The organism is Jannaschia sp. GRR-S6-38 (assembly GCF_029853695.1).
GTDB lineage: Bacteria > Pseudomonadota > Alphaproteobacteria > Rhodobacterales > Rhodobacteraceae > Jannaschia > Jannaschia ovalis.
Map to the genome: position 1 here is coordinate 3,034,686 of NZ_CP122537.1, position 15,262 is coordinate 3,049,947.

At 71.6% G+C, this 15,262-nt stretch carries 14 protein-coding genes and 1 tRNA gene; 13 read left to right on the top strand and 2 right to left on the bottom strand.

Features of this window, described 5'->3' with window-relative positions:
* Positions 1–3 precede the first annotated feature (3 nt).
* On the top strand, positions 4–639 hold the full coding sequence (locus tag P8627_RS15670) for a dienelactone hydrolase family protein (protein WP_279965189.1): 636 nt from the start codon (positions 4–6) through the stop codon (positions 637–639).
* Positions 640–684: 45 nt separating this feature from the next.
* Here P8627_RS15670 and P8627_RS15675 read toward each other — a convergent pair whose 3' ends face one another.
* Positions 685–1,044, bottom strand: coding sequence for an Hpt domain-containing protein (locus P8627_RS15675; protein WP_279965190.1), 360 nt, complete (start codon positions 1,042–1,044; stop codon positions 685–687).
* 127 nt (positions 1,045–1,171) lie between these two features.
* Here P8627_RS15675 and P8627_RS15680 point away from each other — a divergent pair, with 127 nt between their 5' ends.
* From P8627_RS15680 to P8627_RS15705, 6 genes are all read left to right on the top strand, one after another.
* Positions 1,172–2,902, top strand: coding sequence for a TackOD1 domain-containing metal-binding protein (locus P8627_RS15680; RefSeq protein WP_279965191.1), 1,731 nt, complete (start codon positions 1,172–1,174; stop codon positions 2,900–2,902).
* Positions 2,899–4,149 (top strand): glycosyltransferase family 2 protein, encoded by a 1,251-nt coding sequence (locus P8627_RS15685; protein ID WP_279965192.1) that lies wholly within the window; start codon positions 2,899–2,901, stop codon positions 4,147–4,149. The genes P8627_RS15680 and P8627_RS15685 overlap by 4 nt, the downstream gene beginning before the upstream one ends.
* A 4-nt stretch (positions 4,150–4,153) precedes the next feature.
* The gene (locus tag P8627_RS15690; RefSeq protein ID WP_279965193.1) at positions 4,154–5,206 is read left to right on the top strand and encodes an HlyD family secretion protein; all 1,053 of its coding nucleotides are present in this window, start codon (positions 4,154–4,156) and stop codon (positions 5,204–5,206) included.
* 36 nt (positions 5,207–5,242) lie between these two features.
* Positions 5,243–7,324: an ATP-binding protein gene (locus P8627_RS15695; protein WP_279965194.1), complete on the top strand. Its 2,082-nt coding sequence runs from the start codon at positions 5,243–5,245 to the stop codon at positions 7,322–7,324.
* A 22-nt stretch (positions 7,325–7,346) separates the two neighbouring features.
* Positions 7,347–7,709, top strand: coding sequence for a response regulator (locus P8627_RS15700; protein ID WP_279965195.1), 363 nt, complete (start codon positions 7,347–7,349; stop codon positions 7,707–7,709).
* Between the two features lie 185 nt (positions 7,710–7,894).
* A complete protein-coding gene (locus P8627_RS15705) occupies positions 7,895–8,587 on the top strand; it encodes a transglutaminase-like domain-containing protein (protein ID WP_279965196.1) in 693 nt (230 codons plus the stop codon).
* 84 nt (positions 8,588–8,671) lie between these two features.
* Here P8627_RS15705 and P8627_RS15710 read toward each other — a convergent pair.
* A tRNA-Ser gene (locus tag P8627_RS15710) sits at positions 8,672–8,761 on the bottom strand.
* Positions 8,762–8,863: 102 nt separating this feature from the next.
* Between P8627_RS15710 and P8627_RS15715 the strand changes: the two genes are divergently transcribed.
* From P8627_RS15715 to P8627_RS15740, 6 genes are all read left to right on the top strand, one after another.
* Positions 8,864–9,853, top strand: a complete 990-nt coding sequence (locus tag P8627_RS15715; RefSeq protein WP_279965197.1) for an ArsJ-associated glyceraldehyde-3-phosphate dehydrogenase — start codon at positions 8,864–8,866, stop codon at positions 9,851–9,853.
* A 47-nt stretch (positions 9,854–9,900) separates the two neighbouring features.
* Complete coding sequence (arsJ, locus tag P8627_RS15720; RefSeq protein WP_279967498.1) at positions 9,901–11,064, top strand: organoarsenical effux MFS transporter ArsJ; 1,164 nt, start codon at positions 9,901–9,903, stop codon at positions 11,062–11,064.
* Between the two features lie 85 nt (positions 11,065–11,149).
* Positions 11,150–11,755: a CDP-alcohol phosphatidyltransferase family protein gene (locus P8627_RS15725; RefSeq protein WP_279965198.1), complete on the top strand. Its 606-nt coding sequence runs from the start codon at positions 11,150–11,152 to the stop codon at positions 11,753–11,755.
* A 6-nt stretch (positions 11,756–11,761) separates the two neighbouring features.
* A complete protein-coding gene (locus tag P8627_RS15730; RefSeq protein WP_279965199.1) occupies positions 11,762–12,961 on the top strand; it encodes an ABC transporter substrate-binding protein in 1,200 nt (399 codons plus the stop codon).
* Positions 12,962–12,971: 10 nt separating this feature from the next.
* On the top strand, positions 12,972–14,636 hold the full coding sequence (locus tag P8627_RS15735; protein ID WP_279965200.1) for an ABC transporter permease: 1,665 nt from the start codon (positions 12,972–12,974) through the stop codon (positions 14,634–14,636).
* Entirely contained in the window at positions 14,629–15,261 is a 633-nt protein-coding gene (locus P8627_RS15740; protein ID WP_279965201.1) for an ATP-binding cassette domain-containing protein, read from the top strand. Before P8627_RS15735 ends, P8627_RS15740 begins: the two co-directional genes overlap by 8 nt.
* Position 15,262 lies beyond the last annotated feature (1 nt).

Sequence of the window (15,262 nt, forward strand, 5' to 3'; positions counted from 1 at the left end):
GCGATGGAGCGGATCGCACCCGACGGCACGGCCCTGGGGGCCGTCCTCGTCATCCACTCCTGGTGGGGGCTGACGGATTCGTTTCGCGACTACGGGGCGGCGCTGGCGCGGCAGGGCTTCGTGGTCGGGCTGGCCGATCTCTTCGATGGCCGGACTGCGCGGACGCAGGCGGCGGCCCGGGCCTTGCGGGCGGCCCCGCGCCGGGTGCCGATCTACCGCCGGCTGGAGGCCTGTCTGACGGATCTGCGCCATGCGGCACCGGGCGCCGGGCTGGCGGTCGCCGGCTTCTCGATGGGCGGGCATTGGGCGGTCTGGCTGGCGCAGCGGGCGGAATACGACCTGTCTGCCGCGATCCTCTACTACGCCGCGCGGGGCGGGGATTTCGGGCGCTCGACGGCGCGCTTCCTCGCACATTTCGCGGCCGAGGACCCCTGGGTCCGCCCGGCGGCGCGGCAGCGGATGGAGCGGGCGATCGCGGCGGCGGGCCGCCCTTACCGCGCTTTCGACTATCCCGACACCGGCCATTGGTTCGCCGAAAGCGCCCGCCCCGCGGACTATCGGTCCGAGGCGGCGCGGCTGGCCTTGCGACGCGACGCGGCGTTTCTGCGCGCCGCACTCGGGCCGGGAGCTGGAGCCTGATCTAACGCCCTGGCGCCGCCGCCCTGCGACGACCGGGCGGGTGCCTCACCCCGTCCCCGTCTGGCTGAACCGCGCATGGAGCGTCGATTGCGCGGGGTGAATCTCGGCCACGGCGCGGGCCAACCCGTCATGCAGGGCGCGGAACGCGTGCGGATCGGACCCGAAGGGCGCCGCCGCAACCGCGTCGCGCAGCGCGTGCTCGTAGCGGGCCGCCCGCGCCGAGATCTCCGCGAAGCCCAGCGTCCCGCTGCTGCCCTTGATCTTGTGCGTGGCGGCGACCAGCCGGTCCAACGCCCCCGTCTCCGCGCCGCGCCCGAGCTCCGCGAAGGCGTCCTCGACCGCCGCGAATTCGACGCGCAGGGTGTCGCAATGACGCTCCACCAATTCGATGATCTGTCGGTTCACGGCGCGCCTTCCCGGCATCGGATCGCACCTCGTAGACCAGCCCGCCGTTAAGCTTCGGTGAAGGCGCGGCTTCACCCGACCTTAACGCCTGGCCCCTAGAGCCCCGCCTGAGGCTGGGTGACGGGGAATGGACGGAAACGCCGACGCGATAACACCGGACGAGGCGTCGCTGCCGGGCCCGAAGGCCCGGCGCGTCCTCCTCGTCGAGGACAGCTCGGTCACGACGGAGCTCGTGACCCTCGTGCTCAGCCAGGCCGGGCACCGGGTCAGCTGCGCCGCGGACGGGCTCTCCGCGCTCGAGGCGCTGCAGGACGAGGATTTCGACGTCGTCCTGTCCGATTTCCACCTGCCCGACATCACCGGGATCGAGGTGGTGCGACGCTACCGCGAAAACCATCCCGGCGGGCCGTCGCCGGCTTTCATCGCGATCACCGGCGATGTCCGCGGCCTGCTCAACGATGCGAGCGATTGCGAGGTCTTCGACCGGGTCGTGCCGAAGCCGCTGGATATCGACGCGGTCTGCAAGCTGGTCGAAAGCCCGATCCCCCGTCTGGACCTGCCGGCCCCCGCCGCCGTCCGCGCCACCCCGCGACGGGACGAGATCGCCGATCTGCCCTTCGCCCTCCTGCATTGGCCGCTGCGCGCGCGCGGCGCGCTGACGCCGGGCCTGGCCGGGATCGACGCCGTGTTGGTCGAGACGGCGCAGGACCTCGAAGGCCTGTGGGCGATCCCGGGGGCGCATCTGCTGCCCGTCCTCGACGACACCGGAGAGCTGGGCGCCGCCGCCGATCTCGACCTGACCCGGGCGGGCCCCAAGGCCGTCGAGGCGATGCACGAACTGGTCGAGGCGTTTCATGCCCGCCGCGGCGCGCTGCATCCCGATTTCCTGCTGGCCGAGGATCCGGGCGACCGGCTTTTAGCGCGGATGCACGTGGCGGGCGGCAGCCTGGTGCCGAAGCGGGACGGCGCGCGCCCGTCGCTCGTCGCCTGGAACGCGCTGATGCCGGATGCGTCCGTCGATGCCGCGCTCGCCCGGCTGGAGGGTGACGAGCTGGTGCGTCGATCCTTCTTCGAGCGCATCCACCAGTGCCAGGCCTGCGGTTCGGCCCGCCTCATCGCGCGCGAGGAATGCCCGTCCTGCGGCTCCGCGCATCTGGGCGAGGAAAGCTACCTGCACCATTTCCGCTGCGCCCATCAGGGCGTCGAGCGCGAATTCGCCCAGGGCTCGGAACTGATCTGCCCGAAATGCCGCCGCCGGCTCGCGCATTTCGGACAGGATTACGACCGGCCGGGCCAGCTGGTCATCTGCCACGCCTGCGACGGCGCGACTTCGGAGCCCGAGGTCGGCTTCGTCTGCGCCGATTGCGACGCCCGGTGCCGCACCGACGCGGCGCGGGTGCGCGACGTGACCGCGGCGCAGATCACCGATCGCGGCGCCGGTTATCTCCGCTCCGGCCATGCCGGGCTCGGCCGCCAGCGCGCGATGTTCCGCTTCTCGGACCTGCCCCTCGACATGATCGTGGCCCTGAACCGCGCGGCCAGCGCCTGGAACGAGCACCGGACCCCCTTCGCGCTCGCCCGGATCGCGCATGACCGCCTCTTCGAGCTGCAGGAGACGCAGGGCGCGCGGCAAGTGGCCGAGGCGCGGCGCCTGTGGCTCTCCTCGCTCCGCGAGGCGCTGGGCGAGGGCAGCGTCTGCGCGACGGGGCGCAACGACGACTATGCGCTGCTGGCGGGAAAGGACACCGATGCGGCGGAGCGCCGGCTGGAGGCGGCCCGCGCGCGCGCCGATCGCGACATCCGTTTCGATCTGGGCAGCACCGTCCGGGTCTTCGGCCCCGAGGATCTGGCCCGATGAGCGAGCTCGGCCTGGCGATCGACTTCCTCGGCGCGCAGAGCGGCGAGACGCTCTTCGCGCTCTTCTGGTTCGTCGTGGTCATCGAGATGCCGCGCTACCTGCTGCTCTTCGCCACCATCACGATCCTGCCCCGGCCGCGCCCCCATCCCGAATTCGAGGGCGCACTCAGCGTGATGATCGCCGGCCATTGCGAGGCGGAGACGATCGAGCGCTGCGTGGCCGCGCTGCGCGAACAGAGCCGCCCGCCCGACCAGATCGTCGTCGTCAGCGACGGCTCCAGCGACGCGATGCAGGGTGTCATGCGCGACATGCTGCGGCGCGGTCTCATCGACGAGGCGCACGCCACGGACCTGCGCTCGGGCAAGTCGGCGGGCGTCAACATGGCCGCGCGCAGCTGCACCGGCGACATCCTGGTGAATGTCGACAGCGACTGCAGCTTCGACCGCCACGCCCTGCGCGAACTGGTCCGCCCCTTCAACGACCCGGCCGTGGGCGCGGTCTGCGGCTGCATTCGCCCGCGCAACCGGACCCACGGCCTCGTCACCCGGTTCCAGGCCATCGAGTACCTGACCTCGATCTCGCTGGGCCGGCAGGCCGCCGACCGGATCGGGCAGGTCTCCTGCGTGTCGGGGGCGTTCGGTGCGTTCCGGCGCGACGCCTACCTGGCGGCCGGGGGGCTCGATGCCGGCGGCGGCGAGGATCTGGACCTGACGCTGCGGCTTCGGCAGCGCGGCTGGGCCATCCGCTTCGCGGCCGCGGCGATCTGCTACACCGACGTGCCCGCCACGCTGCGGGCGCTGGTGCGCCAGCGCTTCCGCTGGGAGCGCGACGCGATCAGGCTGCGCTATCGCAAGCATCGGGGCCTCATGAACCCGTTCTCGAACCGCTTCCGGCTGAGCGGGCTCTTCAACGAGGTCGAGTTCCTGCTCTTCAACGTCGTCGCCGCGATCGCGTTGCCGGTCTACTTGGCCTGGCTCGTCTCGATCTACGGGACGGGGGCCTGGACCATCCTGCTGGCAGCACAGATCGGACTGCTGGGCCTCGATGCCGCGGTGCTGGCGATGGCCGCGGCGCTCAGCCCGGGCAGCGGGGCCTGGCGGCTCTTCGCGGATTTGCCGGGCTACAGCCTGTTCAACGGCCTGTTCATGCGCTTCGTCCGCCTCGCCGCCTATGCGGAAGAGTGGATTTTTCACGCCTCCTATGCGGACAGCTACGTGCCCGACAAGGTCCACCGGGTGCGGGAGTGAGCGCATGATCGCCAAGCTCAAGCGGCGCCCGCGCCCCGACAGCCATCGCACCGAGACGCGCGTCCAACGCCGCGCCTGGGACCGCGCGATCTATCTCGTTCTGCTGGCCGGCTTCGCGCTGCTTCTTCTCGACTATGCCCTGGGCGACCGCGTGGTCCTGCGCGCCGATGGGCTGGTGCTGCGCGACCGCAGCATGATCGCGGCGACCTCCACCGTGCGCGTCACCGATATCCGCGTCCGCCCCGGCCAGCGGGTCGCGGCGGGCGATGTCCTTTTGCGGGCCGAGTCGACCTCGGTGCTGGACCGGCTGGCCGATCTGGCCGTCCGCGGCGCCGAGCTGGACCGCCGCCGCGCCGCCCTGGCGCGCGAGATGCGCGTCGCCGACCGGCTGCTGCCCATCGCGCGCGACCGCCTGACCCGTCTCGACGCGGCCGCCGACCGTCTGGAGGGACCGGCACGCGAGGGCCTGATCACCGCCACCCAGCGCGAGGAGGTCGACACCCGCCGCGACGAGGCCCGCATGGAGTTCGGGCGCCTGGCCGCGATCTCGGCCGGGCTCGAGGAGGAGATCGCCGCGGTGAGCCGCGCCTCCGGAATGGCCCATGCCGCCGTGACGCGGCTGCGCAGCCATTACGACGAGGGGCTGCAGCGGGCGCCCCGGGCCGGCATCATCGACGAGGTCATCCCCTCGGCGGGGCAGGTCTTCAGCCCGGGCGAGCCCATCGCCGCCGTCCTCTCGGGGTCGCAATACGTCCTGGCCTATCTGCCGCGCGTCTATCTGTTCGACCTCAAGCCGGGGCAGGCGGTCCGGGTCGCGGCGGGCAAGACCACGGTCGCGGGGACGATCGAGGCGATCCTGCCGGTCTCCGCCTCGGTCCCCGACGAATTCCACAACAGCTTCCGCGCCCGCGAACGCCGGCAGCTGGCCCGGATCTCCATCCCCGACGGCGTCTTCCCGACCCGCTCGACCGTTCGCATCCGCTCCGACGGCCGCATCGCGGCCTGGCTGGACCGGCGCGGCTCCGAGCCGCCCGGCAGCCCGGAAACCCCTTCCTGATCCGGCGGCCAGCCCGCCACGCCGAAAGGACCGACGATGTTCTCGCTGTTTCTCGACCTGATCCAGACCGGATCGGTGATGCTGCTTCCCGTTCTGCTCATCACCGCGATCCGCGGACAGTTCGAACGTCGCCGCGTCCTGCGCGACGCGCTCCTGGGGGCGGTCTTCGCGACGGTCGGCCTCGTCGTGATGGCGGGCGGGGTGGAGCTGGTGCCCGGAATACGCACCGATCCGCGCGCCGCCGTCGTCACGCTATCGGGGCTCTTCGGCGGCCCGATCAGCCTGATCATCACCTCCGCTGCGCTGGCGGGGTTCCGACTGGCGCAGGGCGGGATGGGGGCCGTTCCGGGGGCGATCTACATCTTCGGGACGGGGGCCGCGACGCTGGCGCTCTGGCTCTGGGTCCATCGCGGCGGCCGCAGGCGCATCACCAACCGGCATGTCAGGCTGGCGGCGGCGGTGGCGAGCGTGACGCCCGTGGTCGTCCTTCTCTTCGTGTCGAAGGCCTCATGGTCGGTCTTCCTGATGTCGAATGCGCTGTCGATGCCGACGAATTTCCTGGTGGTGATGCTGGTCGGGGCGCTTCTGGTCCGTGACCGCGAACGCGAGATCGCGATCCTGCACCGCAGCGAGAAACAGGCGCAGATCAACGCCATCGCGAAGAACGCGCCGGCGGTGTTCTTCCAGCTCGTGCAGGACGCGTCGGGCCTTCCGCGCTTCACCTATCTGTCGGCGGCGGCCGAACGAATCCTCGGCCGCCCGCCGGAGACGATGATGGGCGAGGGGCGGACGCTCTTCACCCTGTTCCCCGAGCTCGACCAGGCCGATCTGCGGGCCCGGCTGGCCGATCCCGACGCGGAGGCGAATTGGCCTCTGGACCTTGCCTATGCGCATCCCGACGGGCCGCGCTGGCTGCGCCTCGACGCCGGGGGGCGTCGCGATGTCCACGACGCGCTGGTCTGGGACGGCACCATCATCGACATCACCGCGCAGCGCGAAGCCGATCAGATGAAGGACGATTTCGTCTCCGTCGTCAGCCACGAATTGCGCACGCCGCTGACCTCGATCCGCGGCGCGCTCGGACTGGCGCTCAACAGCAAGGACCCGCCTCTGCCCGGGCCCGTCGAGAACATGCTGCGCATCGCGAACCGCAACGCCGAACGGCTGGTCGATCTGGTGAACGAGATCCTCGATTCGCAGAAGATCCAGGCCGGGCAGATGGAGCTGGTCCTGGAAACCGGGCCGATCCGCCCGGTCGTCGAGGCCGCGATCACCGCGGTGTCGGAATTCGCGCCCGGCAAGCGGATCGCCGTCCATTTCGAGGACGAGGCCCCGCAGGCCGCGGCCCTGATCGACGACACCCGGCTGGCGCTGGTCTTCGAGAACCTGCTTTCCAACGCGCTGAAATTCGCGCCGCCCGACAGCCGCGTGACGGTCACGAGTCGGGTCGTCGGGTCCGAGATCCGCATCTCCGTCGCCGATGCCGGCCCGGGCATCCCGGCCGATTTCCACGAGCACGTGTTCGACCGGTTCCGGCAGGCGCAATCGGCGCATAATCGCAGCACCGGGGGGACCGGCCTGGGGTTGAGCATCGCGCGGAGCCTGGTCGAGGCCATGTCGGGCCGCATATGGTTCGACACGGTCGAGGGGGCGGGGACGACCTTCCACGTCGCGCTGCCCTGCGCCGCCGCCCCGCCGGCGGCCGATGATGCGCCGCTCCGGACGCCCCGCGGCGCGACCGAGGGTTGGGTGCCGCATCTGCTCTATGTCGAGGATGACGACTCCCTGCAACAGATCATCCGCTCGCGGATCGACAGCACCGTGCGGATCAGCGCCGCCCGCACGCTGGAGGAGGCCGAGGCCGTCTTCCGCCGCGAATGCGTGGACGTGCTGCTCCTGGATCTCGACCTGCCCGACGGGATGGCGACGAATTTCCTCAACCGGATCCCCGCCCGGATCCCGGTGATCGTCTTCTCGGCCTTCGAGGTGGATGCCGAGGCGACGACGCGGCGGGCGCGCGTGATGACGAAATCGCGCGTGCCGGAGGGCGAGGTCGTCGCGGCCGTGCTCGCCGCCATCGAATCCGTCCGCCCCGGCCGCGCCCGGGCGGTGGCCTGACCGGGAGAACAGGAGGCATGGCATGAACATCCTGCATGTGGACGACGAGCCCGACATCCGCGAGATCGTGAAGCTGGCGCTCGAGATGGGCGGCGACACGATCGTGGACTCCGTGCCCTCCGGCGAGGCGGCGCTGGACCGGATCGCCGCCGCCGCGCCCGACCTCGTCCTTCTCGACGTGATGATGCCGGGCATGTCGGGCCCGGAGCTGAAGACGCGGATGAACGGCTGCGCGGCGATGCGGAGCATCCCCGTGATCTTCATGACCGCCGCCGCGCGCGCCGAGACCAAGGCCGAGCTGATGGCGCTCGACGCGCGGGGCGTGCTGGAGAAACCCTTCGACCCGATGGCGCTGTCGGCGGATGTCCATGCGATGATGGGCTGACGCGGCCCCGACCGTCCGGCGCGTCGCGCGCGTCGCCGGATGGTGGCGGGAAGGCCCGGACCGGGATGGGACGATCGCGACACCGAAGACATGCGTGTGCCTCCATGTGTCGTGCAGACTCCTCGGTGCCCCCGACCGTTGAGATGGATCAAGGACGCGACGCGCCGACATGCCTTCATTCCCGCATGGAGAACCTCGCAGATTTCGAGACGAGCACCGTCCGCGAGAGGGCCGCGTCCCTGACGCGCGGCGCGGTGACGGCGCGCGAAAAGCTGGAGCGCCTGTTCCCCTTCGTTCGCGACGACATCGCCTTCGGCTTTCCGCCCGGCGGCGACCTCGTGGCGGCGTCGGAGACGCTGCGGCTGGGCTACGGGCAATGCAACACCAAGGCGACGCTGCTCCTTGCGCTCTGCAAGACTTGCGGGATCCCGGCGCGCATCCATTTCTCGCTGATCCGCAAGGACATCCAGAAAGGCTTCTTCACGGGGCTGGCCTACCGGCTCCTGCCCGAGGAGCTCTCGCATTCCTGGATCGAGGTCGAACTCGAGGGCCGCTGGCGACGGATCGACACGTTCATCAACGATCTTCCGCTCTTCCATGCGGCGAAGCGGGCGTTGCGGAGCCGCGGCTGGCAGACGGGCTACTCGCTGGCGCTGGGGGATGGCGAGGCGAGCGCCGATCTGAACCTCGATCACGAGGCGTTTCAGCAGATGGACGCCGTCACGCGCGACAATGGAACATGGGACGATCCCGCCGACTACTACGCAAGCCCACATTACCGGAACCGCCCCGGATTGCTGAGGCTCATGGCCTATCGGCTGATGATCGGACGGATCAACAAGCGGGTCCGCGCCCTTCGTCTGACTGCTCCCGCCTAGAGCCGCGGGCCCGGAGCGAAGGTCGGTCATCCGACCGCGCCCGGCGTATCGCAGGCATTCGGAGTCGGTCCCAGTCGCGTTCGATGGCGGGGGCGGTGGGATTCGAACCCACGAGACGGTTTCCCGCCTGCCGGTTTTCAAGACCGGTGCCTTCGACCGCTCGGCCACACCCCCGGGCGCGCTCGGACTACACGGGGGCAGCGCGGTTGGGAAGCGTCATGGAACGGTTACACGCGCGGCCTAGCTGGCGTGATGCGGGACACGAGGGGGCGCGGGATGAAGGTATTCCTCAACGGGCTGGGGCGGATCGGCAAGCTGGTGCTGCGCGAGCTGCTGGACCATCCGAATAGCGTCGAGATCGTGGGCCTGAACGACGTGGCGGGCGACGCCGCGCAGCATGCGCTGCTGCTGGAAGTCGACTCGGTCCACGGCCGCTGGCCGCGGGACGTGCGGGCTGAAGGCGACACGCTGGCCATCGGTGACACCAGGCTGCCGCTGACGGCCCACGCCCGGCTCGAGGATCTGCCGCTCGACCGGGTCGACCTGGTGATCGACTGCACCGGACGCTTCAAGACGGCCGCGGCGCTGGCCCCGCTGGCGGAGCGCGTGGCCCATGTCGTCGTCTCGGCGCCTGTGCCCGTCGCGGACGGGTTGAACCTGGTCTACGGGGTCAACCAGGACGCCTTCGACGGCAGCCAGCGGATCGTCACCGCCGCCTCCTGCACGACGAATTGCCTGGCGCCGGTCATCTCGGTGCTGATGTCGGAATTCGGCATGCGGCATGGCAGCTTCACGACGATCCACGACGTGACCAACACGCAGACCATCGTCGACCGCCCGCACAAGGACCCACGGCGCGCGCGCTCGGCCCTGCAGAACCTGATCCCGACCACGACGGGCTCGGCCCGGGCGATCATGGCGATCTTTCCGGAGCTCGAGGGCCGGCTGACCGGCCACGCCGTGCGCGTGCCGCTGCTCAACGCGTCGCTGACCGATTGCGCCTTCGAGATGGCGCGGCCGGTCACCGCGGACGCGGTCCACGCCGCCTTCCGCGCCGCTGAGGCCGGGCCGATGGCGGGCATCCTGGGAATCGAGGACCGCCCGCTCGTCTCGACCGATTACCGCGGCGACCGGCGCTCGGCCGTCATCGACGCGCTGTCGACGCGCGTGGTGCAGGGCACGCATCTGAAGCTCTGCGCCTGGTACGACAACGAATTCGGCTACGCCGTGCGGCTGGCCGATATCGTGCGCATGATCGCGGCGTGACGTCGTTGCGCGGATACGCGGCGGTCACCGCGGCCTACTGGGCCTTCATGCTGACCGACGGCGCGCTGCGGATGCTGGTGCTGCTGCATTTCCACGAGCTGGGCTTCACGCCGCTGCAGTTGGCCTGGCTTTTTCTGCTCTACGAGGTCGCGGGGATCGCGACGAACCTCGTGGCGGGCTGGCTGGGCACGCGGTTCGGGCTGGCGCTGACGCTGAAGGCGGGGCTTGCGCTCCAGGTCGCGGCGCTGGTCGCGCTGACGCGGCTCGACCCGGGCTGGAGCGTCAGGGCCTCGGTCCTGTTCGTGATGGCGGTGCAGGGCGCGTCGGGCGTGGCCAAGGACCTGTCCAAGACGGCCGCGAAATCCGCCGTCAAGCTGCTCGCGCCCGAGGGCCGGGGCCTGTTCCGCTGGGTGGCCGTGCTGACCGGTTCGAAAAACGCGGTGAAGGGCGCGGGCTTTTTCCTCGGGGCGGGGCTTCTGGCGACGGTGGGCTTCGGCCCCGCGCTCTGGATCATGGCCGCCGGGCTGGCCGCGATCCTGCTCGCGGTGGTGCTGGCCCTGCCGGAGGGGCTGTCGGCGAAGGTGAAGGGCGCGAAATTCGCGCAGATCTTCGCGCGGGACGGGCGGGTCAACCGGCTCAGCCTCGCGCGGCTATTCCTGTTTGCGGCGCGCGACGTCTGGTTCGTCGTGGCGCTGCCGATCTGGCTGCACGACCTGCTGTCGCGGACGATGGGGGCGGGGGACGCGTTCTTCTTAGTGGGCGGGTTCATGGCGCTCTGGATCATCGGCTACGGCGCGGTGCAGGCGCTGACCCCGCGGCTCATCCGGGATGGCAGCGCGGGCGCGGCGACGGGCTGGGTGCTGGCGCTGGCCGCGGTGCCCGCGGCGCTCGCCGCACTGGTGCTGAGCCTGCCGGAGGCCGCCTGGCCCGTCCTGGCCGGGCTGATGGTCTTCGGCGCGGCCTTCGCCGTGAACTCAGCGCTGCACAGCTTCCTCATTCTCGACTACGCCGGGGCCGGGCGGGTGACGATGGATGTGGGCTTCTACTACATGGCCAATGCCGGCGGGCGCCTGCTGGGCACGGTCCTTTCGGGGCTGACCTACATGGCGGGGGGCCTGCCGCTGGCGCTGGCGGTTTCGGCGGCGCTGCTGCTGGTCTCGGGCGGGGTCGTCGGCACGCTTCGCGGCATACGCGCGCCGGACGCGGCCTAGACCCGGGGCCGGGCTCACACCGTTGTGCCTTGCCCCCCGCGCCCTTCGCGGCAGGCAGGGCCCCAGACCCAGCCGAAGGCTCCCGATGCTCGACCCCGCCGCCCGCCGCCTGATCGATCCGCCGCTCAACCGGCTGGGCCACGCGCTCGCCGCGCGGGGGGCATCGGCCAATGCCGTGACGTTGCTGGGCCTCGCGCTGGGCCTGCTCTCGGCGCTGGTGATCGCGCTGGGCGCGCCGGGCTGGGCGCTGATCCCGCTGCTCGCCTCGCGCCTGATGGACGGGCTCGACGGGGCGGTGGCGCGCGCCACCCGCAAGACCGATTTCGGCGGATACCTGGATATCTGGGCGGATTTCATCTTCTACGGCGCCGTCCCCTTCGCCTTCGCGCTGGCCGATCCCGCCAATGCGCTGCCCGCGGCCTTCCTGCTGCTGACCTTCTACGTCAACGGCACCAGCTTCCTGGGCTTCGCCGTGATGGCGGGCAAGCGCGGGCTGGACACGACCGCGCGCGGGGCCAAGTCGCTCTATTACAGCGCGGGCCTGCTGGAGGGCACCGAGACCATCATCTTCTTCTGCCTGCTTTGCCTTCTGCCGCAGTATTTCGCGCCGCTCGCCTGGGGCTTCGGCGCGCTCTGCCTGTGGACGGCGACCGCCCGCATCCTGAACGCCCGCTTCATCCTGACCGACTGAGAGACCATGACCCGACAGCTTCTGACCGCCGCCCTGACCGCCGCGCTGGCCCTTCCCGCGGCCGCGCAGACCGATCCCTCCGACTGGGACGCCGTCACCGCCGCCGCCGACGGCCAGACCGTCTACTGGCACGCCTGGGGCGGGTCGACGACGACCAACGACTTCATCGCCTGGGTGGGCGAACAGGCGGCGGCCCAGGGCGTCACGCTCGAGCATGTGAAGCTGTCGGACACCGCCGACGCGGTGGGCGCGGTGCTGGCCGAGAAACAGGCCGGCAACGACGATGACGGCTCGGTCGATCTCATCTGGATCAACGGCGCCAATTTCGCCGCGATGAAGGAGGCCGAGCTGCTCTTCGGGCCCTGGGCCGAGGATCTGCCGAACTGGTCGCTGGTCGATGTCGAGGGCAAGACCGTCACCACCGATTTCACCGTGCCGACCGAGGGTTACGAGAGCCCCTGGGCCATGGCGCAGGTCGTCTTCATCTACGACAGCGCGCGGCTGCCCGACCCGCCCGACAGCGCGCAGGAGATCCTGAACTTCGCGACCCAGAACCCGGGCCGCTTTACCTTCCCGCAGCCGCCCGATTTCCTCGGCACGACCTTCCTCAAGCAGATGCTGATCGACCTCCTGGCCGACCCCAGCGTGCTGCAGGAGCCGGTGGGCGCGGATTACGAGATCGTCACCGCGCCCTTCTGGGCCTTCATGGACGCGCTGACGCCGACGCTCTGGCGTCAGGGGCGGGCCTATCCGCAGACCGGGCCGCGGCAACTGCAATTGATGAACGACGGCGAGATCGACCTCGCGATCAGCTTCTCGCCGGGCGAAGCCTCGACCGCGATCGCCAATTACGAATTGCCCGAGACGGCGCGCACCACGGTCCTGACGAAGGGCACGCTGGGCAATGCGAGCTTCCTGGCCATTCCCTACAACTCGGCCGCCAAGGAGGGCGCGATGGTGGTGGCCAACATCATCCTGTCGCCCGCGGCGCAGCTTCGCGCGCAGGATCCCGACGTGCTGGGTTACGGCACCGTCCTGGCCATGGACAAGCTGTCGGAGGAGGGCCGCGCGGCCTTCGCGGCGCTCGATCTCGGCCCCGCGACGCTGAGCCCGGCCGAGCTGGGCCAGGCCCAGCCCGAGCCGCATCCGAGCTGGGCCGAGCGCCTCGCCGCCGACTGGGTGGCGCGCTACGGGGTCGCGCAGTAGCGCCGCCGCCATGCTGCGCCCGCTGCCGCTCCTGACGGCGCTGGTCCTCGCCGGGCCGGTCCTCCTGGGGCTGGCGGGCACGCTGCTCCCGGCTTTCGGGCTGGGCCTGCCGGGGCCGGGTGCGTCGCTGGCGCCGTGGCGCGACGTGCTGGACTGGCCGGGCCTGCCGCGGGCGCTGGCCGTCTCGGTCCTGAGCGGCGTGCTGTCGACACTGGGCGCGCTGGGCGTCGCCGCGCTGATCTTCGCGGGCTGGCACGGGACGCGCACCTTCGGTTGGCTCGAACGCCTGCTCTCGCCGCTGCTGGCCGTGCCGCATGCCGCCGCGGCGCTCGGCCTCGCCTTCCTCATTGCGCCCTCAGGCTGGCTGATGCGCCTGCCGGCCCTCGCGCTGGGCTGGGACGTGCCGCCGGACCTGCTGATCCTGCAGGACCGCTGGGGGCTCAGCCTCACCGCCGGGCTGATCGCAAAGGAGCTGCCCTTTCTCGTCCTGATGATGCTGGCCGCGCAGGCGCAGATCCCGCCGGGCCGCCTGCGCGTCGCGCGCAGCCTCGGCGCGGGCCGGGTCGCGGGCTGGCTGAAGGCGGTCTTCCCCGGCGTCTATGCCCAGGTGCGGTTGCCAGTGCTGGTGGTGCTGGTCTACGGCATGACCAATGTCGACGTGGCGGTGATCCTCGGGCCGAACACGCCGCCCACGCTGTCGGTGCAGGTCACGCGGTGGATGCTGGACCCGGATCTGGGCCTGCGCGCTACCGCCGCCGCGGGCGCCCTGGTGCAGCTGGTCGCGACGCTTTCGGTGCTGGCCGCCTGGCGGGCGGGCGAGCGGCTGGTCGCGCGAGTCGGCCGCCGCTGGGTCTGGTCGGGGCGCGGCCTGCCGGAGGCTCCGGCCCGCGCCGCGGGCTTCGGGCTGGGCCTTCTGTCGGCGCTGGCGGTGCTGCTCGGAATGGCGGCGCTGGCGGTCTGGTCGGTGGCCGCGCGGTGGCGCTTCCCGGCCCTCGCGCCCGAGGGCCTGACCGCGCGCAGCTGGGCGCGCTTCGGGCCCGAGATGCTGGCCACGGCGGGCGACACGATGGTCATCGCGCTGACGGCGACGGGCGTCTCGCTCCTGCTGGTGATCGGCTGCCTCGAGGCCGAGCACCGCTTCGGGCTGACGGTCGGGCAGCGCGCGCTCTGGCTGCTCTACCTGCCGCTTCTGGTGCCGCAGGTGGCCTTCTTGCCCGGGCTCCAGCTGATCCCGGCGCTCGCGGGCACGGGCTGGGAATGGGCGATGGTGCTGACCGGCCATGTCGTCTTCGTGCTGCCTTACGTCTTCCTGTCGCTGTCGGGTCCGTTCCGCGCCTGGGACGGCCGGCTGGCGCGGGTCGCGGCGGGGCTGGGGGCCGGGCCCGACCGGGTTCTCTGGCGGCTGCGCCTGCCGATGCTGGCCGCGCCGCTGCTGGTGGCGGCGGCGGTCGGGATCGCGGTCTCGGTCGGGCAGTACCTGCCGACGCTGCTGCTGGGCGGCGGCCGGATCGACACGCTGGCGACCGAGGCCGTCGCCCTGGCGGCCGGCGGCGACCGCCGCGCGATCGGCGTCTGGGGCCTGGGGCAGGGGGCGGCGGCGCTTCTGCCCTTTGCCTTCGCGCTGGCCCTGCCCGCGATCTGGTTCCGCGACCGCAGGGGGATGCGGCATGGCTGAGGGGCTGACGCTGGACGAGGTGCGCATCGCCAAGGGCGGCGCGGAGCTGCTGCACGTCTCGGCCCATGTGCCGCCCGGCGAGGTGCTCACGATCATGGGCCCCTCGGGCGTCGGCAAGTCGACCCTGCTGGCCTTCGTGATGGGCGACCTGCGCGCGCCCTTCACCGCGACCGGGCGCGCGGCGCTGGACGGGCGCGACCTTGCGGGCCTGCCGCCCGAGGCGCGCCATGTCGGCCTTCTCTACCAGGACCCGCTGCTCTTTCCGCATTTCGACGTGGCCGCAAACCTCGCCTTCGGTCTGCCCCGCGGCGGCACCCGGGCCGAGCGGCGCGCGGCGGTCGAGGCGGCGCTGGCCCGCATCGGGCTGGAGGGTTACGGCCCGCGCGATCCGGCGACGCTGTCGGGCGGGCAGGCGGCGCGGGTGGCGCTGATGCGGGTGCTGCTGTCGCGGCCGCGGGCGCTCCTGCTGGACGAGCCCTTCGGCAAGCTCGATGCCGAGCTGCGCGCGCGGATGCGCAAGCTCGTCTTCGACGCGGCCCGCGCGGCGGGCGTGCCGGTCCTGCTGGTCACCCATGACGCGGCGGACGCGGCGGCGGCAGGCGGCGCGGCGGTGCGGCTGGGCTGAG